The sequence below is a fragment of the Bacteroides hominis genome, assembly GCF_033042785.2.
GTDB lineage: Bacteria > Bacteroidota > Bacteroidia > Bacteroidales > Bacteroidaceae > Bacteroides > Bacteroides hominis.
The window spans coordinates 4,856,510-4,881,302 of the sequence record NZ_CP178829.1 but is presented as its reverse complement, the minus strand read 5'-3'; the positions used below and the strand labels follow the sequence as shown (position 1 = coordinate 4,881,302).

The 24,793-nt window shown below is 44.0% G+C and carries 14 protein-coding genes, 2 tRNA genes and 3 rRNA genes; 17 read left to right on the top strand and 2 right to left on the bottom strand.

Going from position 1 to position 24,793, the window contains the following annotated elements:
* Position 1: 1 nt before the first annotated feature.
* Both sppA and R3O62_RS20500 read right to left on the bottom strand, forming a co-directional pair.
* Positions 2 to 1,780: a signal peptide peptidase SppA gene (gene sppA / locus R3O62_RS20505; RefSeq protein ID WP_032530609.1), complete on the bottom strand. Its 1,779-nt coding sequence runs from the start codon at positions 1,778 to 1,780 to the stop codon at positions 2 to 4.
* 241 nt (positions 1,781 to 2,021) lie between these two features.
* Positions 2,022 to 2,534 carry a ferritin-like domain-containing protein gene (locus R3O62_RS20500; RefSeq protein ID WP_005782541.1) on the bottom strand — a complete coding sequence of 171 codons (513 nt, stop codon included), beginning with the start codon at positions 2,532 to 2,534 and terminating at the stop codon, positions 2,022 to 2,024.
* A 1,337-nt stretch (positions 2,535 to 3,871) separates the two neighbouring features.
* Between R3O62_RS20500 and R3O62_RS20495 the strand changes: the two genes are divergently transcribed.
* From R3O62_RS20495 to R3O62_RS20415, 17 genes are all read left to right on the top strand, one after another.
* Positions 3,872 to 5,400, top strand: a 16S ribosomal RNA gene (locus R3O62_RS20495).
* Between the two features lie 156 nt (positions 5,401 to 5,556).
* Positions 5,557 to 5,633: transfer RNA gene (locus tag R3O62_RS20490), tRNA-Ile, on the top strand.
* A 26-nt stretch (positions 5,634 to 5,659) separates the two neighbouring features.
* A tRNA-Ala gene (locus tag R3O62_RS20485) sits at positions 5,660 to 5,736 on the top strand.
* A 149-nt stretch (positions 5,737 to 5,885) separates the two neighbouring features.
* Positions 5,886 to 8,773, top strand: a 23S ribosomal RNA gene (locus R3O62_RS20480).
* A gap of 89 nt (positions 8,774 to 8,862) precedes the next feature.
* Positions 8,863 to 8,973: ribosomal RNA gene (gene rrf / locus R3O62_RS20475) — 5S ribosomal RNA — on the top strand.
* The 16S, 23S and 5S rRNA genes sit together here with 2 tRNA genes alongside, the layout of an rRNA operon.
* A 127-nt stretch (positions 8,974 to 9,100) precedes the next feature.
* Positions 9,101 to 9,373, top strand: coding sequence for a hypothetical protein (locus tag R3O62_RS20470; RefSeq protein ID WP_005780897.1), 273 nt, complete (start codon positions 9,101 to 9,103; stop codon positions 9,371 to 9,373).
* A 401-nt stretch (positions 9,374 to 9,774) separates the two neighbouring features.
* On the top strand, positions 9,775 to 11,271 hold the full coding sequence (locus R3O62_RS20465) for a 2-isopropylmalate synthase (RefSeq protein WP_005780895.1): 1,497 nt from the start codon (positions 9,775 to 9,777) through the stop codon (positions 11,269 to 11,271).
* Between the two features lie 47 nt (positions 11,272 to 11,318).
* On the top strand, positions 11,319 to 12,713 hold the full coding sequence (leuC, locus tag R3O62_RS20460; RefSeq protein ID WP_032540237.1) for a 3-isopropylmalate dehydratase large subunit: 1,395 nt from the start codon (positions 11,319 to 11,321) through the stop codon (positions 12,711 to 12,713).
* A gap of 102 nt (positions 12,714 to 12,815) precedes the next feature.
* Positions 12,816 to 13,406, top strand: a complete 591-nt coding sequence (gene leuD / locus R3O62_RS20455; protein ID WP_005780891.1) for a 3-isopropylmalate dehydratase small subunit — start codon at positions 12,816 to 12,818, stop codon at positions 13,404 to 13,406.
* Entirely contained in the window at positions 13,385 to 14,914 is a 1,530-nt protein-coding gene (locus R3O62_RS20450) for an alpha-isopropylmalate synthase regulatory domain-containing protein (RefSeq protein WP_032530698.1), read from the top strand. The genes leuD and R3O62_RS20450 overlap by 22 nt, the downstream gene beginning before the upstream one ends.
* Positions 14,915 to 14,926: 12 nt before the next feature.
* Positions 14,927 to 15,988: a 3-isopropylmalate dehydrogenase gene (gene leuB, locus R3O62_RS20445; RefSeq protein WP_005807868.1), complete on the top strand. Its 1,062-nt coding sequence runs from the start codon at positions 14,927 to 14,929 to the stop codon at positions 15,986 to 15,988.
* Between the two features lie 217 nt (positions 15,989 to 16,205).
* Positions 16,206 to 16,940, top strand: coding sequence for a glycosyltransferase (locus R3O62_RS20440; RefSeq protein WP_005807866.1), 735 nt, complete (start codon positions 16,206 to 16,208; stop codon positions 16,938 to 16,940).
* A gap of 4 nt (positions 16,941 to 16,944) precedes the next feature.
* Positions 16,945 to 17,592 (top strand): lipid-A-disaccharide synthase N-terminal domain-containing protein, encoded by a 648-nt coding sequence (locus R3O62_RS20435; protein WP_005807865.1) that lies wholly within the window; start codon positions 16,945 to 16,947, stop codon positions 17,590 to 17,592.
* The gene (locus tag R3O62_RS20430) at positions 17,582 to 19,135 is read left to right on the top strand and encodes an ArnT family glycosyltransferase (RefSeq protein WP_032535605.1); all 1,554 of its coding nucleotides are present in this window, start codon (positions 17,582 to 17,584) and stop codon (positions 19,133 to 19,135) included. The genes R3O62_RS20435 and R3O62_RS20430 overlap by 11 nt, the downstream gene beginning before the upstream one ends.
* Before the next feature lie 13 nt (positions 19,136 to 19,148).
* Entirely contained in the window at positions 19,149 to 20,159 is a 1,011-nt protein-coding gene (locus tag R3O62_RS20425) for an NAD-dependent epimerase/dehydratase family protein (RefSeq protein WP_032540236.1), read from the top strand.
* Positions 20,160 to 20,309: 150 nt separating this feature from the next.
* Positions 20,310 to 20,594, top strand: coding sequence for a hypothetical protein (locus R3O62_RS20420; protein ID WP_032535606.1), 285 nt, complete (start codon positions 20,310 to 20,312; stop codon positions 20,592 to 20,594).
* A 1,016-nt stretch (positions 20,595 to 21,610) separates the two neighbouring features.
* Positions 21,611 to 24,790, top strand: a complete 3,180-nt coding sequence (locus R3O62_RS20415) for a SusC/RagA family TonB-linked outer membrane protein (RefSeq protein WP_269110477.1) — start codon at positions 21,611 to 21,613, stop codon at positions 24,788 to 24,790.
* Positions 24,791 to 24,793 lie beyond the last annotated feature (3 nt).

Genomic DNA, 24,793 nt, shown 5'->3' with positions numbered 1-24,793 from the left:
GCTATTTCACATTCAGTTCAAACGGAACGCGTGCTTGAATCATGGCGCGTTCTTTTATATTTTTCAGCAGGCTGAAATCTTTATAATAGTCTCCCAATTGACTTTTCAGCACTTGGGATTCTACATAATTACCGGGTTGGACATCAAGCAACGTAGACAGAATATCCTTTTTGGCAGGATAGGATATAATGGTGTATCCTTTTAAATCGGCTTTTTGTGCAGCTATTTCCAGTGCCTTACCTATTCCACCCAATTCGTCTACCAATCCGATTTTTTTAGCCATCTCTCCGGTCCATACACGTCCTTCAGCTATTTTCTCAATTTTATCTTTAGACATATGGCGTCCTTCGGCACAACGACTTACAAATAAATCATATCCTTGGCCGATCATCATCTGTAGCAAAGCTCTTTCATCGCTGTTTACCGGGCGCATCAGATTGCCGAAGTCTGAGAATTGATTGGTTTTTACTACGTCATATGTCAATCCGATTTTTTCGGTTAATCCTTTAACGTTCGGAATCATGCCGAAGATTCCAATAGAACCCGTCAGAGTGGTTGGCTCGGCTATGATACTGTCGGCAGCACAAGAGATATAATATCCACCGGATGCGGCATAGTCGCCCATTGAGACGATGACCGGTTTCTTAGCCTTCAGCTCTTTTACGGCATGCCAGATCTGTTCGGACGCAAAAGCACTTCCTCCCGGAGAGTTTACGCGTAATACAACAGCTTTTACATCGTCATCTTCTTTCAGTTTACGCAGGTCGCGAATCATTTTGCTACCTATAATACCTTCATAAGACGCTGCTGATCCGGCATAATCGGTTATCTCACCGGAAGCATAATAAACAGCCAGAATATTCCCGCTCTTGTCTTTAGGAACATTCTTTTTAATGTTAACCATCTCTTCGAGCCCTAAGATGGGCAGGCGATCATCTTCATCGATTTTCACAAGTGTTTTCAAATAGTCGCGTACGTCATTTTGATAAATCAGCGTGTCGGCCAGTCCGCATTTTACGCTTTCGTCTGACGGATAGAACATCAGCATACGGTCAGCATACATATTTAATGAATCTTTTCCTATTTTGCGTGAAGCGGAAACACCATCCAATATTTGATTCCAGATAGAACCGATGAAAGCTGTAACCTGCTCCCGGTTGGCCGGAGACATCTCGGTGGAGGTGAAAGGTTCCACTGCCGACTTGTAAGTACCTACTTTGAATACCTGCATCTCAATTCCCAGTTTCTGTAATAGATCTTTATAGAAAATAGGTGCTGAAGCGAGTCCGCGCCATTCGATCATGCCTTTGGGATTGAGCATCACTTTGTCGGCAACACTCGAAAGATAATAAAGTCCTTGCGTATAATTGTCGCTATATGCTACGACAAATTTGCCACTCTCCTTAAACTCATCCAATGCTTTACGTATCGCCTGTAGCGAAGCGTACGAAGCATCCAGCCATGAGGCTTGTATATAAATGCCCTTGATGTTATCATTTTCTTTAGCTTTCTTGATTGAAGCCAGTATATCGTCCAGTCCGTATGTATCGGCTGTTTCACCGGTAAATTTACCCAGTAAACCTTCTAAACTCTCCTGAGTGCGCTCAACCAGTGTACCTTTCAAGTCGAGCATCATTACGGAATTCTTCTTTACCACAGTTTCTGTATCCGATGACGAAATGATGCCGACAAGCGTCGCAATTCCGATGATAAACAAAACAATGCCCGATAGTACGATACCGGTCAATGTAGCAAGCGTAAATTTAAAGAAATCTTTCATTGTACATATTGTTTTTATGCCAGCTTTTTTAAAGCTAACAAAGATAAATAATTGAGTTGAAATTCATCCCATAAGTCGCATAGTTTTTTGTTTTGTCACGGTCGGAGTGCATAAAATATGATTATTTAGGTATGTCTGCGGAGTAGAGGAAAGGTGATTATTACAGTGAGGAGTAACAATAAAAAGAGGAAACTACCCCGGACGGAGTATTCCCTCTTTCCATTCTTGAAGAAACCATTATTTATTTCTTAAGAAACGATTCTTTCATTCTGGCAATATCAGTCAGATAATCCTGTAAGTCCTGTTCATGCTCTTCTTCTTCAGCCAGGATATGTTTGGCGATGTCACATGTGGTGTAATCTTTACCGTTTGTAAAGTTGGCAATCTCCTGATAACGGAGAATGGCGCAACGCTCTGAAGAAACGTTTTGGTTCAGTAGGCTGACAGAGTCGAATGCTGTTGGAGAATCGTATTTGCAGCGGGCCAGTTCAAACCATTTTTTCGGATCGAGTACCGGAACACCTTCCAATTCGATGATTCGGTCTGCTATCAATTGTGCGTGGTGACGTTCTTCTTCAGCATGTTCTTCGAACTCACCTTGTACGTCTGCGCGCATAGCACCTTCCACTACCAATGCACCTACCCAATATTGATAGTATGCCAACCATTCTTCAGATAATGCAGCATTCAGCTGATCAATCAAACTTTTTACATCGAGCTTTCCTTGCAGGATTTTTACACTTTCTTTAGCCATAATTCTTTTGGTTTAGGTTATAAAAATTAAGTTGGTTAAGTAACATGGGGCAGGGGATTTTGTTTCCTGAAAGGGTGATTTTAACAGGAAGACATTTGCTTTAGGGATATTTGAAGACGTGCTTTCTTTTTATGTCCGATTCTTAATCTATGATCCAATCTTTGATACTTTCTTTCTTTAACTTGTGCCTGTCCTGCTATTCTCTTGTCTTTTGTAATTGCACTCCTCCCGCTTCCGCTCCAAACCTTACTTTTGAAAATCCGCTGCACCCATACTTGTTCTAATCGCAACTATCCCTTTCGGCCCACTACTTATCTCTTTTTCTAAAAAAGAACCCCTTGTCTCTCTATTGTATTCATTCTCAATCCTTTTCTCTCTTTCGTTTCTTCTCCTCCCGTCACTTGATTTAACAGGGGGTTAAATCAAGCCTTTTGTCTTCAAATAACAAGTCTTTTCGAAGCAAAAGCTTTGTTATTTCCGCCCCTAAAATAAATGTCTCCCCAACTGCATTAACAATGTTAACGTTTGGATTCCGTTCAATTCCCATTCAATTCCCGTCAAAATCCCGCCGTATTTTCTGTTTAACTCCCGTTTAAATTCCGTCAAGCTCCCGTTAAATTCCCTATTTTTCTCCGCAATTCCACCCCAAAACACTCGTTCTCCTCCCTTTCGTAGCACATATCCTTTCCTTTATCTCCTGAAAATTCCCTCCTTATATATTATAATAATGTGTTCCCTTCACCTTCCCTTTCCCCCTCTTTTAAAAGTATGCTCTAAAACCTGCCTCTCCCTCAGTCCTTTACATCTAAATTTATATTTTTATTTAAAAAACTTCCTTATATATTTGCCTTGTATTGGTAAATCGCGTACTTTTGCACCCGCTTTCCAAGAGACGGAGAGCCGATTGAAATTGACATGTTGCAGGCGCGTATTGATTGCCTTAACGGATAACTAAAATAATCTCCTTTTTCTTTGGAGTTTAATATTAAAATTCGTTATCTTTGCAGTCCGATTCGCGATAAAAGGCGTTTTATTCCGGTGCCTTTCCCCTTTCGCTAAGAGAGCCAGAGAACAGACCGGGAAAACATTTTAAAAAAAAACTTCCAAAACATTTGGTGTTTTAAAATAAACCTTTTACCTTTGCACCCGCTTTTAAAACGAAGCGCAATCGAAAAGAAGAGTTCTTTGAAAAATTGATAAACAATACAAGTAGTACAAGTAAATTTAGAACCGTCAATACTTATTATATAGGTATATGAAAAATGACCGTCAATAAATTTTCGACATCCTGAACAGAGCTAATATTGTCCCTTATTGGGATATATAACAATACTTTTACAATGAAGAGTTTGATCCTGGCTCAGGATGAACGCTAGCTACAGGCTTAACACATGCAAGTCGAGGGGCATCAGGAAGAAAGCTTGCTTTCTTTGCTGGCGACCGGCGCACGGGTGAGTAACACGTATCCAACCTGCCCTTTACTCGGGGATAGCCTTTCGAAAGAAAGATTAATACCCGATGGGATAATGATTCCGCATGGTTTCATTATTAAAGGATTCCGGTAAAGGATGGGGATGCGTTCCATTAGGTTGTTGGTGAGGTAACGGCTCACCAAGCCTTCGATGGATAGGGGTTCTGAGAGGAAGGTCCCCCACATTGGAACTGAGACACGGTCCAAACTCCTACGGGAGGCAGCAGTGAGGAATATTGGTCAATGGGCGTGAGCCTGAACCAGCCAAGTAGCGTGAAGGATGACTGCCCTATGGGTTGTAAACTTCTTTTATATTAGAATAAAGTGCAGTATGTATACTGTTTTGTATGTATAATATGAATAAGGATCGGCTAACTCCGTGCCAGCAGCCGCGGTAATACGGAGGATCCGAGCGTTATCCGGATTTATTGGGTTTAAAGGGAGCGTAGGTGGACTGGTAAGTCAGTTGTGAAAGTTTGCGGCTCAACCGTAAAATTGCAGTTGATACTGTCAGTCTTGAGTACAGTAGAGGTGGGCGGAATTCGTGGTGTAGCGGTGAAATGCTTAGATATCACGAAGAACTCCGATTGCGAAGGCAGCTCACTGGACTGCAACTGACACTGATGCTCGAAAGTGTGGGTATCAAACAGGATTAGATACCCTGGTAGTCCACACAGTAAACGATGAATACTCGCTGTTTGCGATATACAGTAAGCGGCCAAGCGAAAGCATTAAGTATTCCACCTGGGGAGTACGCCGGCAACGGTGAAACTCAAAGGAATTGACGGGGGCCCGCACAAGCGGAGGAACATGTGGTTTAATTCGATGATACGCGAGGAACCTTACCCGGGCTTAAATTGCAGTGGAATGATGTGGAAACATGTCAGTGAGCAATCACCGCTGTGAAGGTGCTGCATGGTTGTCGTCAGCTCGTGCCGTGAGGTGTCGGCTTAAGTGCCATAACGAGCGCAACCCTTATCTTTAGTTACTAACAGGTCATGCTGAGGACTCTGGAGAGACTGCCGTCGTAAGATGTGAGGAAGGTGGGGATGACGTCAAATCAGCACGGCCCTTACGTCCGGGGCTACACACGTGTTACAATGGGGGGTACAGAAGGCAGCTACCTGGTGACAGGATGCTAATCCCAAAAGCCTCTCTCAGTTCGGATCGAAGTCTGCAACCCGACTTCGTGAAGCTGGATTCGCTAGTAATCGCGCATCAGCCACGGCGCGGTGAATACGTTCCCGGGCCTTGTACACACCGCCCGTCAAGCCATGGGAGCCGGGGGTACCTGAAGTACGTAACCGCAAGGAGCGTCCTAGGGTAAAACTGGTGACTGGGGCTAAGTCGTAACAAGGTAGCCGTACCGGAAGGTGCGGCTGGAACACCTCCTTTCTGGAGCGATGTTGAAAACGACGTTCATTGGTTCTAAAATTGTACTACTGGTACTTGTTTATTTATAGAATATAGATCGACCATCTATAGCAATATAGATAGAGATAAACAAGAGAAAAACAGAAGCCGAGTCTAAAAACAGGACACGGTTGAACTAGTCCTATAGCTCAGTTGGTTAGAGCGCTACACTGATAATGTAGAGGTCGGCAGTTCAACTCTGCCTGGGACTACCAAGACGAGATTGATATCTTGTATGATTGGGGGATTAGCTCAGCTGGCTAGAGCATCTGCCTTGCACGCAGAGGGTCAACGGTTCGAATCCGTTATTCTCCACCATTGATACGCTGGCAACGCAAGTTGCTGAATGTTATCATACGATCTTTGACATGATGTACAAAAAAAGTAAATTTAGTAAGAGCTAAAAGTATATATCGAACCATTTGGTTCAGATCCTTTTTAAGAAAAGGAGATGAACCTGGCGATAAAAGAAAGTAAATAAGGGCGCATGGCGGATGCCTTGGCTCTCGGAGGCGATGAAGGACGTGATAAGCTGCGATAAGCTTCGGGTAGGTGCAAATAACCTTTGATCCGAAGATTTCCGAATGGGACAACCCGGCATTCTGAAGGAATGTCATCCAACCAAGTTGGAGGCTAACGCAGGGAACTGAAACATCTTAGTACCTGCAGGAAAAGAAAATAAATAATGATTCCCCTAGTAGTGGCGAGCGAACGGGGAATAGCCCAAACCACCCGTGTTACGGCATGTGTGGGGTTGTAGGACCACGCTCTCGCAAGAAAGTTATTGAGAAGAAGCGACTGGAAAGTCGCGCCATAGACGGTGATAGCCCGGTATTCTAAGGTAACTGAAGCGTAGTGGTATCCTGAGTAGCGCGGAGCACGAGGAATTCTGCGTGAACCAGCCGGGACCATCCGGTAAGGCTAAATACTCCCGAGAGACCGATAGCGAACCAGTACTGTGAAGGAAAGGTGAAAAGCACTTCGAATAGAAGAGTGAAATAGTCCCTGAAACCATGCGCCTACAAGCGGTCGGAGCAGCTTATGCTGTGACGGCGTGCCTTTTGCATAATGAACCTACGAGTTACTTTTTCCGGCAAGGTTAAGCATCTTGAGATGTGGATCCGAAGCGAAAGCGAGTCTGAACAGGGCGGATAGTCGGAAGGAGTAGACGCGAAACCAAGTGATCTACCCTTGGGCAGGTTGAAGGTTAGGTAACACTAACTGGAGGACCGAACCGATAAGCGTTGAAAAGCTTCCGGATGACCTGAGGGTGGGGGTGAAAGGCTAATCAAACTTGGAGATAGCTCGTACTCCCCGAAATGCATTTAGGTGCAGCCTTGAGAATTACTAATGTGAGGTAGAGCGACTGATAAGATGCGAGGGCTTCACCGCCTATCAAGTCTTGATAAACTCCGAATGCGCATTAGTTCGATCTCAGGAGTGAGGGCATGGGTGCTAAGGTCCATGTCCTAAAGGAGAAGAATCCAGACCATCAGCTAAGGTCCCCAAATAAACACTAAGTTGAACTAACGAAGTCAGATTGCTAAGACAGCTAGGATGTTGGCTTGGAAGCAGCCATTCATTTAAAGAGTGCGTAACAGCTCACTAGTCGAGGAGTTTGGCGTGGATAATAATCGGGCATTAAGTGTTTTACCGAAGCTATGGGATACGTAAGTATCGGTAGGGGAGCATTCCACTCTGCGTTGAAGGCGAAGTGTGAGCTTTACTGGAGCGTGTGGAAAAGCAAATGTAGGTATAAGTAACGATAAAGGGGGTGAGAAACCCCCTCGCCGCAAGACTAAGGTTTCCTGATCAACGCTAATCGGATCAGGGTTAGTCGGGTCCTAAGGCTCAGCCGAACGGTGATGCCGATGGCAGAACAGGTTAATATTCCTGTACTAGCATTAAGAGTGACGTGGAGACGGAGGAGTGACAACGCCGCGGACTGACGGAATAGTCCGTTAAAGGGTGTAGATGTTGATTATCCCAGGCAAATCCGGGATAAGAGTCGAACCTGATAGTATACCAATTTCCTCGGAAAACGGTAATAGTGCGTGTAAACATACTCCCAAGAAAATCCGCTAAACTTAATCTTAATGGTACCCGTACCGCAAACGGACACACGTAGTCGGGTTGAATATACTCAGGCGCTTGAGTGAATCACGGTTAAGGAACTAGGCAAATTGACCCTGTAACTTCGGGATAAAGGGTCCCTACCCGGTGACGGGAGGGCGCAGAGAATAGGTCCAGGCAACTGTTTAACAAAAACACAGGGCTGTGCAAAATTGAAAGATCACGTATACAGCCTGACACCTGCCCGGTGCTGGAAGGTTAAGAGGAGATGTCATCGCAAGAGAAGCATTGAATTGAAGCCCCAGTAAACGGCGGCCGTAACTATAACGGTCCTAAGGTAGCGAAATTCCTTGTCGGGTAAGTTCCGACCTGCACGAATGGTGTAATGATCTGGACACTGTCTCAACCGTGAGCTCAGTGAAATTGTAGTATCGGTGAAGATGCCGATTACCCGCGATGGGACGAAAAGACCCCGTGAACCTTTACTATAGCTTAACATTGAATTTGGGTAATTGATGTGTAGGATAGGCCGGAGACTTTGAAGCAGGTACGCCAGTATTTGTGGAGTCGCTGTTGAAATACGGCCCTTTGATTATTTGAGTTCTAACTCGCTGTTGCGAGGACACTGTTTGGTGGGTAGTTTGACTGGGGTGGTCGCCTCCAAAAGTGTAACGGAGGCTTCTAAAGGTGCCCTCACGCCGATTGGTAACCGGCGGCAGAGTGTAATGGCATAAGGGCGCTTGACTGGGAGACTTACAAGTCGATCAGGTAGGAAACTAGAGCATAGTGATCCGGTGTTTCCGTATGGAAGGGACATCGCTCAAAGGATAAAAGGTACTCCGGGGATAACAGGCTGATCCCTCCCAAGAGCTCATATCGACGGAGGGGTTTGGCACCTCGATGTCGGCTCGTCACATCCTGGGGCTGGAGAAGGTCCCAAGGGTTGGGCTGTTCGCCCATTAAAGTGGCACGCGAGCTGGGTTCAGAACGTCGTGAGACAGTTCGGTCTCTATCTATCGTGGGCGCATGAAATTTGCGTGGCTCTGACACTAGTACGAGAGGACCGTGTTGGACTGACCTCTGGTTTACCGGTTGTGCCGCCAGGTGCATTGCCGGGTATCTAAGTCGGGATTGGATAAGTGCTGAAAGCATCTAAGTACGAAGCCAGCCACAAGATTAGATTTCTTTTAGGGTCGTTGTAGACTACAACGTTGATAGGACGCAGGTGTACAGGTGGTAACATCACAGCCGAGCGTTACTAATTGCCCGATGACTTTCTTTTATTGTCTTTTATGGTTTATATATCCGTTTAGCTTTACTATCGGTTTGATAGACGGCTAAGTTTACTTTTGTACATTATGTCTGCCTTATTCAGGTGACTATAGCATCAGGGTTCCACCTCTTCCCATTCCGAACAGAGAAGTTAAGCCTGATCACGCCGATGGTACTGCGTAACAGTGGGAGAGTAGGTAGTCGCCGTTTTTTTTAGAGAGTTCATCCCCTCGGGTCAGAAGACACGAGGGGATGACTTGTTTTTGGGAGATTCATTTATTTTATCTATATTTGCAAATGAGTATTTATATAAACGTTTAAAGCAAATATTTAAAGTATGAAGACAAAATTCTTTTTAGCTGCTGCAATGGTGGCATTCTCTTTTGCGATGATTTCTTGTGGTGGTAATAAAACAGCTAATTCGGAAGCTGCTACAGACTCTACTTCAGTTGCTGTAGAAGCAGTGGAATCTGCTGCAACTTGTTGCAAAGGTGACTCTGCTGTTTGTGACTCTACCAAGGCTTGTTGCAAAGATAAAGCTGCATGCGATCAGAAAACAGAATGCCCTCAGAATGCAAATTGTGAAAAGAAAGCTTGTGATAAGAAGTAATCAACAGGCATTAAAGCTATAATTGAGTGGGAATAAGGTATCTAACAGTACTTTATTCCCATTTTTTGTAGGCAGATATATGAACTTTGATTGTGATATATTTGTTATTATACAGCAGTTCTTCTTATGAAATGATATTTTTATGAATAAAAAAGTAACGTTTTATTTGGAGGCTAAGAAATAATCTATACCTTTGCATCGTCAAACAATAAAAGAGACAATAAACATGAATCAATCATTTATACATATTCTACTGTGTGGTATTATTATTCTGCTGGCAAAGGTCGGGGGAAGTGAGTATCGCGCGTAAATGTGTATAATGAAAATATACGAAAGCCTTTCTCACTTCCTTGTGTGAAAGGCTTTTTTGATGGTGTATAATCAGATTAAAAAAATAGAATATGAGCGACAGATTATTTATTTTCGACACCACCCTTCGCGATGGTGAACAAGTACCGGGATGCCAGTTGAATACAGTGGAAAAAATTCAGGTGGCAAAGGCATTGGAAGTTTTAGGTGTAGATGTAATTGAGGCAGGCTTTCCTATTTCCAGCCCGGGCGATTTTAACTCGGTGATTGAAATATCAAAGGCTGTGACCTGGCCGACGATTTGTGCATTGACGCGTGCGGTACAAAAAGATATCGATGTGGCAGTGGATGCCCTGAAGTTTGCTAAACATAAGCGTATTCATACAGGAATCGGTACTTCAGATTCACATATTAAATATAAATTCAATTCTAATCGGGAAGAGATTATCGAACGTGCTGTGGCGGCAGTGAAATATGCCCGTCGTTTTGTGGATGATGTAGAGTTTTATGCAGAGGATGCAGGACGTACGGATAATGAATATTTGGCTCGTGTGATTGAAGCGGTTATTAAGGCTGGTGCTACGGTAGTGAATATTCCGGATACAACAGGTTACTGCCTGCCTTCCGAGTATGGCGCAAAGATCAAATATCTGGTAGATCATGTAGCAGGTATTGAGAATGCAATCATTTCTACCCACTGTCATAATGATTTGGGAATGGCTACTGCCAACACGATGGCAGGTATTCTGAATGGTGCCCGCCAGGTAGAGGTTACCATCAACGGTATCGGTGAACGTGCGGGAAATACGGCCCTTGAAGAGATAGCAATGATTATTAAGAGCCATCACGAGATTGATATTGAGACGAATATCAATACTCAGAAGATTTATCCTACCAGCCGTATGGTATCGAGCCTGATGAATATGCCGGTACAGGCTAATAAGGCCATTGTTGGACGCAATGCATTTGCGCATTCTTCGGGTATCCACCAGGATGGCGTACTTAAGAATGTGCAGACTTATGAAATAATTGATCCGCACGATGTGGGTATCGACGATAACTCTATCGTATTGACAGCCCGTAGCGGACGTGCTGCCTTGAAAAATCGCCTTTCCATTCTGGGTGTGACACTGGATCAGGAAAAACTGGATAAAGTATATGAAGAATTCCTGAAACTTGCCGACCGCAAGAAAGATATTCATGATGATGATATTCTGGTATTGGCGGGTGCAGACAGAAGTGGTAACCATCGCATCAAATTGGAATATCTTCAGGTGACCAGTGGAGTAGGAGTCCGTTCCGTTGCCAGCCTCGGATTGAATATTGCCGGAGAGAAATTTGAAGCGGCTGCCAGTGGTAATGGTCCGGTGGATGCTGCCATCAAGGCTCTGAAGCGTATTATTGACCGTCATATGACTTTGAAGGAATTCACGATTCAAGCCATTAGCAAAGGAAGTGATGATGTGGGTAAGGTGCACATGCAGGTTGAGTATGATAACCAGATGTATTACGGATTTGGTGCAAATACAGATATCATAGCTGCATCGGTAGAAGCCTATATCGACTGTATCAACAAGTTTACTAAGTGATGTGACTCTAAACGTAATTTGTAAATCGTAAAATAATAAATAAAAAGATGAATACATTATTTGATAAAATATGGGATGCACACGTAGTGACTACGGTGGAAGATGGCCCTACACAACTCTATATCGACAGATTATATTGTCACGAAGTGACCAGTCCTCAAGCTTTTGCCAGTTTACGGGCACGCGGGATTAAAGTACTCCGTCCGGAGAAGGTATATTGCATGCCGGACCATAATACACCGACTCACGATCAGGATAAGCCTATTGAAGATCCTGTCTCAAAAACTCAGGTGGATACATTGACTAAGAATGCAGCCGATTTTGGGCTGACGCATTATGGGATGATGGATAAAAGAAATGGTATTATTCATGTGGTAGGTCCCGAACGGGGACTCACTTTACCCGGAATGACGATTGTCTGTGGCGATTCACATACTTCTACTCACGGTGCGATGGGAGCGGTTGCTTTTGGTATCGGTACAAGTGAGGTTGAAATGGTACTTGCTTCACAATGTATTTTGCAGTCACGTCCCAAGACTATGCGTATCACGGTAGATGGCGAATTGGGTAAGGGAGTTACAGCCAAGGACATTGCTCTTTATATGATGTCGAAAATGACGACCAGCGGTGCAACCGGTTATTTTGTAGAATACGCCGGTGAGGCAATCCGCAGTTTGACAATGGAAGGCCGGTTGACACTCTGTAATCTTTCTATTGAGATGGGAGCCCGTGGCGGTATGGTTGCTCCCGATGAAGTGACTTTTGAATACATCAAAGGGCGTGAAAATGCTCCTCAGGGCGAAGAGTGGGATAAAGCAATGGCGTATTGGAAAACTTTGAAGAGTGAAGAAGATGCGGTTTTTGATAAAGAAATCCATTTTGATGCAGCCGATATCGAGCCGATGATCACTTATGGAACTAATCCGGGTATGGGTATGGGCATCACGCAGCATATTCCTACAACCGAGGGTATGAATGAAACAACGAAAACTTCATTCTTGAAATCTCTGGACTATATGGGATTTCAGCCGGGTGAATCATTGTTGGGTAAAAAGATTGATTATGTATTTCTGGGTGCTTGTACTAATGGGCGTATCGAAGACTTCCGCGCATTCGCTTCCATAGTGGAAGGTCGTCAGAAAGCTGAACATGTGATTGCATGGTTAGTGCCGGGTTCTTGGATGGTTGATGCCCAGATCCGTGAAGAAGGATTGGATAAGATTCTGGAAGATGCCGGTTTTGCCATTCGTCAGCCGGGATGTTCGGCTTGTCTGGCCATGAACGATGATAAGATTCCTGCCGGTAAATATTCAGTTTCCACCAGTAACCGTAATTTTGAAGGACGTCAGGGGCCGGGAGCCCGTACGCTATTGGCCAGCCCGCTTGTGGCGGCTGCAGCTGCCGTAACGGGAGTGATTACCGATCCGAGAGAACTGATGTAATAGAGCTATAGGACGATCGGGGATTTACTGCTCAAGGAGTTTGTGAACGGAGATTGTCCGCCTGCACTGTAAATCGCAATTATTTAAATCGAAAATAAAAAGATGAAAGCAAAATTCAATATACTTACAAGTACTTGTGTACCTCTTCCATTAGAAAATGTGGATACAGACCAGATTATTCCCGCGCGTTTTTTGAAAGCTACAACCAAGGAGGGGTTTGGAGAGAACTTGTTCAGGGACTGGCGTTACGATAAACAAGGGAATAAAATAGAATCATTCGTGTTGAATGATCCTACATATGGAGGACAAATTTTGGTAGCCGGAAAAAATTTTGGTTCGGGATCCAGCCGAGAGCACGCTGCCTGGGCCATTGCTGATTATGGTTTCCGTGTAGTGGTGAGTAGTTTCTTTGCAGATATTCATAAAAACAATGAATTGAATAATTTCGTTCTTCCGGTTGTGGTAACCGAGGAATTCCTTGCAGAGTTGTTCGATTCCATCTTTAAGAATCCGAAGATGGAAGTGGAAGTTAACCTGCCGGAACAAACCATCACTAACAAAGCTACCGGAAAGAGTGAACATTTTGAAATCAATGCCTACAAGAAGCACTGTCTGATGAATGGACTTGACGACATCGACTTTTTGTTGACTAATAAAGATAAAATAGAACAATGGGAAAAGGCGTCAAAATAGAAATCATGGACACGACTCTCCGCGACGGTGAACAGACCAGCGGAGTATCGTTTGTGCCCCATGAAAAACTAATGATTGCCCGACTTCTGCTGGAGGAGTTGAAAGTAGATCGTGTGGAGGTAGCTTCGGCACGTGTGTCCGATGGAGAGTTTGATGCGGTGAAAATGATATGTGACTGGGCTGCCCGAAGGAATCTACTGCAAAAAGTAGAGGTATTGGGGTTCGTCGACGGACATACTTCATTGAATTGGATTCATGCTACCGGATGTCGTGTCATCAATCTGCTGTGCAAAGGTTCGCTGAAACATTGTACCTGCCAGTTGAAGAAAACGCCCGAAGAACATATCGAAGACATTCTTGCCGTAGTGGATTATGCCAATGAACTCGATATTGAGGTTAATGTATATCTGGAGGATTGGAGTAATGGTATGAAGGACTCTCCCGAATATGTGTTCCAGATTGTGGATGCATTGAAGGAGACCACTATCAAACGGTTTATGCTTCCCGACACATTGGGTATCCTGAACCCGCTTCAGGTGATTGAGTTTATGCGGAAGATGAAAAAGCGTTATCCTGACACACATTTCGACTTTCACGCACACAATGATTATGATCTGGCTGTAAGTAATGTGCTTGCTGCCGTGCTGAGTGGGGTAAAAGGGCTCCATACCACTATCAACGGTTTGGGTGAACGTGCCGGAAATGCTCCTTTGGCGAGTGTACAGGCCATCTTGAAAGACCATTTCAATGCCATAACCAATATCGATGAGAGCCGGCTGAATGATGTGAGTCGTGTGGTCGAATCGTATTCGGGCATTGTGATACCCGCCAACAAACCGATTGTAGGTGAGAATGTATTTACTCAGGTCGCCGGCGTACATGCCGATGGAGACAATAAAAGTAATCTTTATTGTAATGATCTGCTTCCCGAGCGTTTCGGGCGTATACGCGAGTATGCTTTGGGGAAAACTTCCGGTAAGGCCAATATTCGCAAGAATCTTGAAAGTCTGGGACTGGAACTGGATGAAGAGTCCATGAAGAAGGTTACGGAGCGAATCATTGAGTTGGGTGATAAGAAAGAGTTGGTTACTCAGGAAGACTTGCCCTATATTATTTCTGATGTGTTGAAGCACGATGGCATGAGCAATAAAGTAAAATTGAAAAGCTACTTTGTCACTTTAGCACACGGATTGAAGCCGATGGCAACACTGAGTATCGAAATCGACGGTCAGGTTTACGAAGAAAGTTCTTCCGGTGATGGACAGTACGATGCCTTTGTACGCGCTTTGCGTAAAGTATATAAGGTGACTTTGGGGCGTAAGTTCCCGATGCTGATTAATTATGCCGTAAGTATCCCTCCCGGAGGCCGTACCGATGCCTTCGTACAGACAGTCATCACCTGGAGTTTTGGTGAAAAGGTGTTCCGTACCCGTGGATTGGATGCCGACCAGACAGAGGCTGCCATCAAAGCTACTATTAAAATGCTGAATATAATAGAAGAATATTAATTATTGAACAATATGGATTTTAAAATTGCTGTATTAGCCGGTGACGGCATCGGACCGGAAATCTCTGTACAAGGTGTAGAGGTGATGAGTGCCGTCTGTGAGAAGTTTGGACATAAAGTAAACTATGAATATGCCATTTGTGGTGCGGATGCTATTGATAAAGTAGGTGATCCTTTCCCCGAAGAAACCTATCAGGTGTGTAAGAATGCCGATGCAGTTCTCTTTTCGGCTGTAGGTGATCCTAAGTTTGACAATGACCCGACTGCCAAGGTACGTCCGGAACAAGGGCTGCTGGCTATGCGTAAGAAACTCGGTTTGTTTGCCAATATCCGTCCGGTGCAAACCTTTAAATGTTTGGTTCATAAGTCGCCTCTTCGTGCAGAGTTAGTAGAGGGAGCCGACTTCCTGTGTATCCGTGAGCTGACGGGTGGTATGTATTTCGGTGAGAAATATCAGGATAATGATAAAGCATATGATACGAATATGTATACACGTCCCGAAATTGAACGTATCCTGAAAGTCGGTTTTGAATACGCAATGAAGCGTCGCAAACACCTTACTGTAGTCGATAAAGCCAATGTGCTTGCTTCCAGTCGTTTGTGGAGACAAATTGCACAAGAGATGGCCCCGCAGTATCCGGAGGTGACTACTGATTATATGTTTGTGGATAATGCTGCAATGAAGATGATCCAGGAGCCTAAGTTCTTTGACGTAATGGTGACGGAGAATACCTTTGGCGACATTCTGACCGACGAAGGTTCTGTAATTAGCGGTTCTATGGGATTACTCCCGTCTGCTTCTACGGGCGAGAGTACTCCGGTGTTCGAGCCGATTCACGGTTCATGGCCGCAGGCAAAAGGTTTGAATATTGCTAACCCACTGGCACAAATCCTTTCGGTAGCAATGTTGTTCGAATACTTCGATTGCAAAGCCGAAGGCGCTTTGATCCGTAAGGCTGTCGATGCTTCTTTGGATGCAAATGTACGTACCCCCGAAATTCAGGTAGAAGGTGGTGATAAGTTTGGCACGAAAGAAGTAGGAGCATGGATTGTTGATTACATCCGGAAAGCCTGATTTCGTTTTTATATTTATAAAACAACAGACAATGCCGGAGAGGAGTGATATTCTTTCCGGCATTCTTTTTCTGTTTTAAGTCTGTATGAATGTTATAATCCGGTTTCATTTTTTCTTTTTGTGCTATAAAAACATAAATTAGATTTGGTTTGTTGTTTCAATACCCCTGTTTTATTTCTTATTTTTTGTATTTTTGCAGGATATTTACAATGAGGCAATGAATAAAACGATCAATTATCAACTGACTATCGTTGTTCCGGTATACAACGAAGAAGACAATATCTACTCTTTGGAACAGAAATTGGGAGAATTTTTGCCCAACTCTATTTGTACGGCTTGTGTATTGTTTGTGAACGATGGTTCACGTGATAACAGTAAGCAACGTATCATGGAGGTATGCGCGCGCAATAAGGATTTCTTTTATATGGATCTGGCGAAAAATTCCGGATTGAGTGCCGCCATGAAAGCGGGTATCGACTACGCTGAGTCGGTATATGTGGGATACATGGATGCCGATCTTCAGACTACTCCCGAGGATTTCAATCTGTTATTGAAGGATATTGCCGACTATCAGTTGGTGATGGGTATCCGTGCCAATCGTAAAGACTCCTTTTTTAAAAACCTCCAGTCCAAGATTGCCAATGGTTTCCGGCGGATGATGACCCATGATGGTGTTCAGGATACAGGTTGCCCTCTTAAAGTGTTGCATACGGCCTATGCCAAACGTATTCCGTTCTTTACGGGTATGCACCGTTTTCTTCCTGCGTTGATTTTATTGCAGGATGCTAAGATCAAACAGATTCCTGTCCGTCATTTCCCGCGTGTAGCAGGTACATCCAAGTATCATTTGTGGAACAGACTGGTTTCTCCTTTCCTCGATTGCTTTGCGTACCGTTGGATGAAGAAGAGATATATTAACTATCGTGTCGGCGACAATAACTTAATGGAGTAGTCTTGTGGGAGGTAACGGCTTTATTTATGTAATCGGTTTTTTGGCGCAGGCTTTTTTCTCTGCGCGCATCATATTCCAGTGGGTACTATCGGAAAAAGCAAAGAAGGTAGTATCTCCTTCCATATTTTGGATTCTGAGCATTGCCGGTTCTTATCTGTTGTGTATCTATGGGTGGTTGCGTGATGATTTTTCTATTATCTTCGGACAGTTTATTTCTTATTATATCTATTTGTGGAATCTGAACGAGAAGGGTATTTGGAATAAATTGCACGGGGTACTGAAAACTCTGCTGGTAATTACCCCCATTATTGCAGCAGCTTTTATGCTGCATGATGCACAACACTTTATCGATAGTTTTTTCCGAAATGAAAAGGTGCCTCTCTGGCTGTTGGTCTTCGGTTCAATGGGGCAAGTCATTTTCACTCTTCGTTTTGTATATCAATGGGCTTATTCATTCCATCATAAAGAGTCTTTACTGCCTGCCGGTTTCTGGATTATCAGTCTGGTCGGTTCATCGGTTATTGTGGCATACGGTGTATTCCGTCTCGATCCGGTTCTGATTTTGGGTCAGTCGGTCGGTTTCGTAGCCTATTTTCGCAATCTGATGATTGGGCGTAAAAGCTCCAAGCAATCAGTTGCCTATGAAAAGTAAATTTCTTCCGTTTTTATTATTGCTGGCAGTATTGCCGGTGCTGATTTTCCGGGATTATACTCCCTCCAATGAGTTACGCTATCTGAGCATTGTCGATGAGGCACTGCGCAATGGTGATATTTTTACGTTCACCAATCACGGTGTGCAATATGCCGATAAGCCTCCTTTGTATTTCTGGATTCTGATGCTGGGCAAATGGTTGCTGGGCAGTCATGCCATGTGGTTTGCGTCACTTTTCTCTTTCATTCCTGCTCTGGTGATTATGCTGGTAATGGATCGATGGGTAGAACGTGAAACATCTGCGGCCAATCGTCTTTCGGCACAGCTAATGTTGATGAGTTGCGGCTTGTTTTTAGGGTTGGCAGTTGTTTTGCGTATGGATATGCTGATGTGTATGTTCATCGTTCTTGCCCTCCGTACTTTCTACCGGATGTTGAAAGGGCAGGGCAGCAAGAACCGGAATGCCTTTCTGTTTCCCTTCTATATTTTTATGGCTGTTTTCTCCAAAGGTCCGGTCGGTATACTGGTACCCTTGCTGTCTACTTTTGTCTTTCTGCTTATCACCGGGCGTGTGAAAACCTTCGGACGCTATTGGGGATGGAAGACATTTGCCGTGCTACTGTTAGGATGTTTCATCTGGTTTGGTGGTGTCTGTTGGGAAGAGGGAGGTTTGAACTATCTGCATGATCTGCTATTCCGCCAGACTGTAGGACGGGCTGTCAATGCTTTCGACCATAGTGCACCCTTCTATTATTATTTTATTTCCGTTTGGTATTCGTTGGCTCCTTGGGCGTTATTGCTGATAGGGGTGATTGTGGCCGGGGCATGCCGTCGGTTGATCCGTTCAGATCTGGAGCGTTTCTTTATGGTAATCATCCTCAGTACTTTGCTGATGTTGTCTTGTTTCAGTGGTAAACTTGCCGTCTATTTGGCACCGACTTTCCCATTTTTTGTCTATCTGGCCGTACTTTTGCTATCACATTTCCGATGGAATCAATGGCTGGCGTTGACGTTGGTTCTTCCTGCCGTTGTTTTTGTGGCAGGCCTGCCCGCTCTTATCGTGTTGGGACGAATGCCGGGCACCGAATTTCTGGGACAGAAGCTTTTTTACGTGGCCGGTGGAGTGTTGACAGTTAGTGGTTGTGCGGCTCTGTATTTCCTCTATCGGAAGAAATCGTTGAACAAGACTATCAATACGCTTGCCTTCGGATTGTTTTGTGCTATCTTTGTGGGCGGTTGGGATGTACCTGCCATTAACAGTGAATTGGGTTATTCCGAATTATGCCGGAAAGCAGTGGAACTTTCCAAAGAAAAAGGGACTTCCGGTTATTGTGTCCTGAATGTACGTCGTCCTGAAAATATGGATGTCTACCTGCACGAAGGTGTGAAAGAAGTGACTGAAGAAGAAGTTTTGGATAATAAATATCAGAATACCATCCTGATGATTTCGAACAAGAAAATACGTTCGAACAAGGAACTGCAGAAATTTGTTGACGGTAAGGAACATTATGTTATAGGCCGTTTTTCCGTAATGGTACTCTAAATAAGATTGAATCATGAAAGTATTAGTGACAGGAGCTGCGGGTTTTATCGGCTCTTATACAGTAAAAGCATTGATAGCACAGGGTTGCGAAGTTGTAGGGTTGGATATAATCAATTCTTATTATGATGTGCAGTTGAAGTACGACCGCCTTGCTGATACTGGTATAGCAAAAGACTCGATAGAAGGTGGTATATTGTTACCAAGTTCTAAATACCCTTCTTATCGCTTTATTAAGATCGATTTGACTGATCGTGACGGATTGAACCACTTGTTTGAATCCGAATATTTTGATGTTGTGGTTAACCTGGCAGCCCAGGCGGGTGTGCGCTATTCGATAGAAAATCCTTATGCGTACATCGAATCGAATGTTGTAGGTTTCCTGAATTTGCTGGAGTGTTGCCGTCATTACCCGGTGAACCATCTGGTATATGCCAGCTCAAGCAGCATTTATGGCCTGAATGACAAGGTGCCTTACGCTGAGACGGATAAGGCCGATACACCGGTAAGTTTATACGCAGCGACGAAAAAGTCGAATGAACTGATGGCCCATGCTTATAGCAAACTGTACGGTATACCGACTACCGGTGTGCGTTTCTTTACAGTGTACGGTCCGTGGGGACGTCCAGATATGGCTCCATGCCTGTTTATGAAAGCAATCCTGAACGGAGATCCCATTAAAGTATTCAATAATGGGCAGATGCGTCGTGACTTCACCTATATAGACGATATCATCGCAGGGCTGATGAAGATCATCGCCCATCCTTCTGCCGATCCTATTCCTTTCTATATTTATAATATCGGTAATTCCGCTCCTGTGGAACTGATGGATTTCATTTCTGTGATTGAGAAAACAGCGGGTAAGACGGCAGTTAAGCAGATGATGGGGATGCAGCCGGGAGACGTGGTATGTACTTATGCCGATACAAGCCGGTTGGAAAATGATTTTGGCTATAAGCCTTCTACTTCCATAGAAGAAGGAATCCGAAAATTCTATGACTGGTATATAAAGTATTTCAATAAGTAACGTACAAAATCTTACCTTTGATAACCTGAAAATATTTCCTGACGGTCCTCAGTGGATAATCGCACGCAGACAGAAAACAAAAAGAAAATGAAGCGGTGGCAGTATATCCTCGGGACAAATAAATGAAAAGGAAATGATAAATGCCGGATTATGGAAACACTTGGAAAGATTATTTTTTATCTATCAAACTTAGCCTTATATCATCTTCTGATGTGGTGGGGAGTCAATACATTGTGTGTTGGGGTGGTAGCTGCCGGTTTTGAATATTGGATACTTTTTGCTGTGCTTATTTTCTTAGGGATAAGTACTTTTAGCTATTTACTGGCGTACTATTTTTGGAATAGTAGCTATTGGGGGATGTTCCTCAAAAATGCAGGTATGTTCCTTTTGGCTTTATTTGTTACTTATTTAAGAATGATGTTTTACGACCTGTAATTGTCGGGATGCCTTTCTGCATCTGCCTGAATTTCATGTTTTGGGGATACCTTTGCCTTTGAAAGAGTTCTTTTGATAGTAATGCCGTGCAAATACTTGAAAATAGGACAATTGCTAAAACATTACTTCTTTTTCTACAATACCACGATAAAACAATTAATGTTCAAATAGCCGGCATAAATTAATCACTATTTTAAATAAGATTTCATTTCGCCCAAAGTCCTAAGGCATAGAAAGAAAATCTGCTTGAAAGGGCAATCAAACTTCATCTTTGCAGCCAAGATGTGTGTCTTCGCCGCCAAGATATACATCTTGCCTGCGGAGATGTATATCTTCGCCGCTAAGATGAAGAAAGTTAGGCATAGAACTTGGATTACACCCGGATGAGCCGGTAAGAGAAATATGAGGAGGATTGGAGTACGTATTGGATTGCTAAGTTCTTTCAGGACTATATCCGCAGTGTAGAAAACGCAATTCGGAGCTTTTAAGGCTAACAAATAATTCACATCTCTTAAGTCTTTGGCAGATGTTATGCAGCAAAGATAAGAATAAGAATTAATAAAATGCAAAAATAGAATCTTTTTTTTAATAAATACCAGAGAACTTAAACTAACCAATCTTTTGTAGTAAATCGAAACGGCATCCTTAATTTCTATCTTATAGATATAAGTTGCATATATTCAGTGTATTATATTTTAGTTTGGTAGAATATGGGTACAAATAAGTATAAATGATACGGTTGTTCCTTCAAAAAAGCATCTGCATTTCTTGCTTTTACTCTGATAAACTGTACAAAATTCCTGTCTTTCCAAGTCCTGAAAGGACTACTCCCCAATGAATTGTTTTTCGGAATAGGATATCAGCATAGTTCAGCAAAGTTTTAATGTCGACAGAAAACTAATAATCAAAACTAAAAGGCCTATGAAGACTTAGAAGAACGACCAAACTGATTCCGGATTTATACATCTTCCGGATGGAACATTCCTTTTTTTATGTTTAACCGAAAAATTTAATGTATGACAAAAAGAACTAACCTGTTTCCGAGTTTGATCAAAGCTCGTGAAATGAATTGCCTCAAAATAGCAGGTACCAGTTTGCTGCTATTATGTATGTCACCCCAGTTTGCTGTGGCCGATAGCCTAAAGCAAGATGCAGTTACCGTCACACAACAGCACAATGTAAAAGCCAGCGGCATTGTTACCGATGAAGCCGGCGAACCTCTCGTTGGTGTATCCGTATTGGTAAAAGGGACTACTTTGGGAAGTATTACCGACCTGAAAGGAAGATTCTCTCTGGATGTTCCGGAAGGAAGCACTTTTGAGATTTCTTATATTGGTTATAAAACACAGATTGTCAAAGCGGAGAGAACTCCGATGAATATTGTTCTGAAGGAGGATACTCAGAAGCTGGATGAAGTTGTCGTAGTGGGCTTTGGTACCCAAAAGAAGGTTAACTTGACGGGGGCGGTATCGGCTGTGACCGGTGACGATATTTCGAAACGACCGGTTGCCAATGCCGCTATCCTGTTGCAAGGACAAATTCCGGGATTGCGTGTCAATCAGGGGCTTGGACAGCCCGGTGGCGAAGGGACTTCTTTCCGTATCCGTGGTCAGGGGACTTTCTCTTCTGCCGGATCAGATCCTTTGATCTTGATCAATGGCGTACCGGGTAGTATGACCAACCTCGACCCCAGTGTGATCGAGAGTGTTTCCGTTTTGAAAGATGCTGCTTCGGCAGCCATTTACGGAGCAAGAGCCGCCAACGGTGTTATTCTCGTTACTACCAAGCAGGGTGCCGTGGGAGATAAGGTGAGCATTAGTTATCATGGGAATATTGGTTTGCATACACCGACCAAACTCTACGACCGGATTACCAATTCGGCAGAATATATGGAGTTGGCAAATCTGGCCTGGAAGAACTCCGGAACCGGAAAGCAGTACACCCAAGATCAGATCAACCTCTATCGGAATAATGTCGGTGACCCCCAATATCCCAATTTCGATTGGCAGGACTATATGTTCCGTACGGCCGTAGTGCAGACACATAATCTCTCGATGGCCGGAAGTACAGAGAAAACTACTTATAACGTGGCTTTGAATTTTGTAGATCAGCCGGGTACTATGCGTGGATTCAAATATAGAAAGTATAACGCCACAATCGACCTTACCGCACGCATTACCAATTTCATCAAAGTCGGAACCTATGCCAACCTGATGTATGGGGAAACGGAACAACCCCGTCAAGGCCAGAACGATGCATTCCTCTCTACTCTTTCGCAAGCACCGACCTATATGCCTTGGTTGCCGGACGACGGAACAGGGATTCGTCGTTGGACAAGTTCGGCTTATTCGTTCGAAAGCCATAATAAGAATATGCCTGCCATTATCGGAGAGAATGCGATGAAACGTGACAACAATTTCGATATTAATGCCCAGTTGTGGTTAGAGATCAACTTGGCTAAGGGATTGACATGGTACACCAAGGGTGCTGCCCGTCTTCAGTCGAACAAAAGTAAAGACTGGAGAGGGAGTACGACTTATACTTACGATTACCACACCGGAGAGAAGTCGTCCGAGCTTGATAAAGGAGGATTGGGGCTGAGCGTGGGCGATAGCCGCCGTTTCTATACCAATCTTTATAGTTACTTGAAATATGACCTGTCACTGGTGGAGAATGCACACAATTTCTCTTTGATGGTAGGTTATAATCAGGAATCGGAAAAATATGAAACGCTCAACGCTTACCGTAAGGACTTTGCCTTTGACCTGCCGGTGCTCAATGCCGGTGGTACGGCCGATTGGAGCAACAGCGGAGGTGAAGAAGAATGGGCTATCCAGTCTTTATTCGGACGTTTCAACTATAATTTCAAGGAACGCTATCTGTTTGAAGCCAATATGCGCTATGACGGAACTTCGCGTATTTCCGATGAAAACCGTTGGGGTGTGTTCCCGTCATTCTCAGTCGCCTGGCGTGCTACGGAAGAAGAGTTCGTAAAAAAAATGAACCTCAACTGGCTGAATAACTTCAAACTGAGAGGTTCATGGGGACAGTTGGGCAACCAGAATATCGGGCTTTATCCTTATCAGGCCATGATCTCCGGGGTAAATGACTATCCGTTTACCAAAACTTCGGACGGAGTGGTTATCGGTTATCAGCAGACGGCTTATGCCAATCGTAACATCAAGTGGGAGACGACTACCATTACCGATATCGGTTTTGACTTACAGGTGTTTGATGGTTTGAGTGTGACCTTCGACTGGTATAAAAAGACCACCGATGACATTTTGCGCTCTTCACAGGTGTCCAGTTTGCTCGGACTTTCAGCTCCGACTGTAAACAATGGCTCGGTAGAGAATAAAGGTATAGAGGTTGCCCTGAATTATGCCAATATGGTAAAGGGAGGCACACTCAAGGGACTCCGTTATAATGCCGGTGTTTATTTTGACCGTTCGCGCAACAAACTGACTGAGTTTGGCGCAGAGGAGATCGGAAGTTACAGTATCAAACGTGAGGGATTGCCTTACGATGAATACTACATGCTGGAGTGCATCGGTGTATTTGCCGACAAGGCTGAGATTGACGCTTCGCCGAAGCAGTTTAATGACAACACCCAGCCGGGTGACCTGAAGTATAAGGATATCAGCGGCCCTGATGGGAAACCGGACGGAGTGATCGATAATTACGACCGCCGTACTTTCTCCGGACGCTTCCCCGGCTTTGAATATGGCATCAATGCCAGTGCCACCTGGAAAGGCTTCGACCTGTCGTTGATCGGTCAGGGAGTAGCTGATAAGAAATATTACACCACTGACTGGGGAGTGCAGCCTTTCATGCAAGGCGCTTCTCCCAACAAAGACTATATCAAGCACATGTGGACGGAAGAAAACCCGTATGGAGCCAAACATCCCAAACTTTATTGGCAGGATATGGGCGGAGGCAAGAATACACGTCCCAACAGCTATTATCTGAAAGACGCTTCTTTCTTCCGGTTGAAGAATGTGACACTTGGCTATACGTTACCGCGGGTATGGACCGAAAAGGCAAGCATCTCCAAAGTACGTATTTACTTCTCCGGTGACAACCTGTTGACCCTGACCCCTTACAAAGGACTCGACCCCGAACGTAACGGTGACGGAAGAGATGCCATCTATCCACAAAACAGAATCTACTCGTTTGGTTTAAATGTTGAATTTTAATTA

Coding starts and splice junctions, on each gene's coding strand:
- leuB (WP_005807868.1), top strand. CDS start 14,927: ATGGATTTTAAAATTGCTGTATTAGCCGGTGACGGCATCGGACCGGAA.
- R3O62_RS20450 (WP_032530698.1), top strand. CDS start 13,385: ATGGGAAAAGGCGTCAAAATAGAAATCATGGACACGACTCTCCGCGAC.
- leuC (WP_032540237.1), top strand. CDS start 11,319: ATGAATACATTATTTGATAAAATATGGGATGCACACGTAGTGACTACG.
- sppA (WP_032530609.1), bottom strand. CDS start 1,780: ATGAAAGATTTCTTTAAATTTACGCTTGCTACATTGACCGGTATCGTA.
- R3O62_RS20470 (WP_005780897.1), top strand. CDS start 9,101: ATGAAGACAAAATTCTTTTTAGCTGCTGCAATGGTGGCATTCTCTTTT.
- R3O62_RS20465 (WP_005780895.1), top strand. CDS start 9,775: ATGAGCGACAGATTATTTATTTTCGACACCACCCTTCGCGATGGTGAA.
- R3O62_RS20430 (WP_032535605.1), top strand. CDS start 17,582: ATGAAAAGTAAATTTCTTCCGTTTTTATTATTGCTGGCAGTATTGCCG.
- R3O62_RS20425 (WP_032540236.1), top strand. CDS start 19,149: ATGAAAGTATTAGTGACAGGAGCTGCGGGTTTTATCGGCTCTTATACA.
- R3O62_RS20500 (WP_005782541.1), bottom strand. CDS start 2,534: ATGGCTAAAGAAAGTGTAAAAATCCTGCAAGGAAAGCTCGATGTAAAA.
- leuD (WP_005780891.1), top strand. CDS start 12,816: ATGAAAGCAAAATTCAATATACTTACAAGTACTTGTGTACCTCTTCCA.
- R3O62_RS20415 (WP_269110477.1), top strand. CDS start 21,611: ATGACAAAAAGAACTAACCTGTTTCCGAGTTTGATCAAAGCTCGTGAA.
- R3O62_RS20420 (WP_032535606.1), top strand. CDS start 20,310: ATGGAAACACTTGGAAAGATTATTTTTTATCTATCAAACTTAGCCTTA.
- R3O62_RS20440 (WP_005807866.1), top strand. CDS start 16,206: ATGAATAAAACGATCAATTATCAACTGACTATCGTTGTTCCGGTATAC.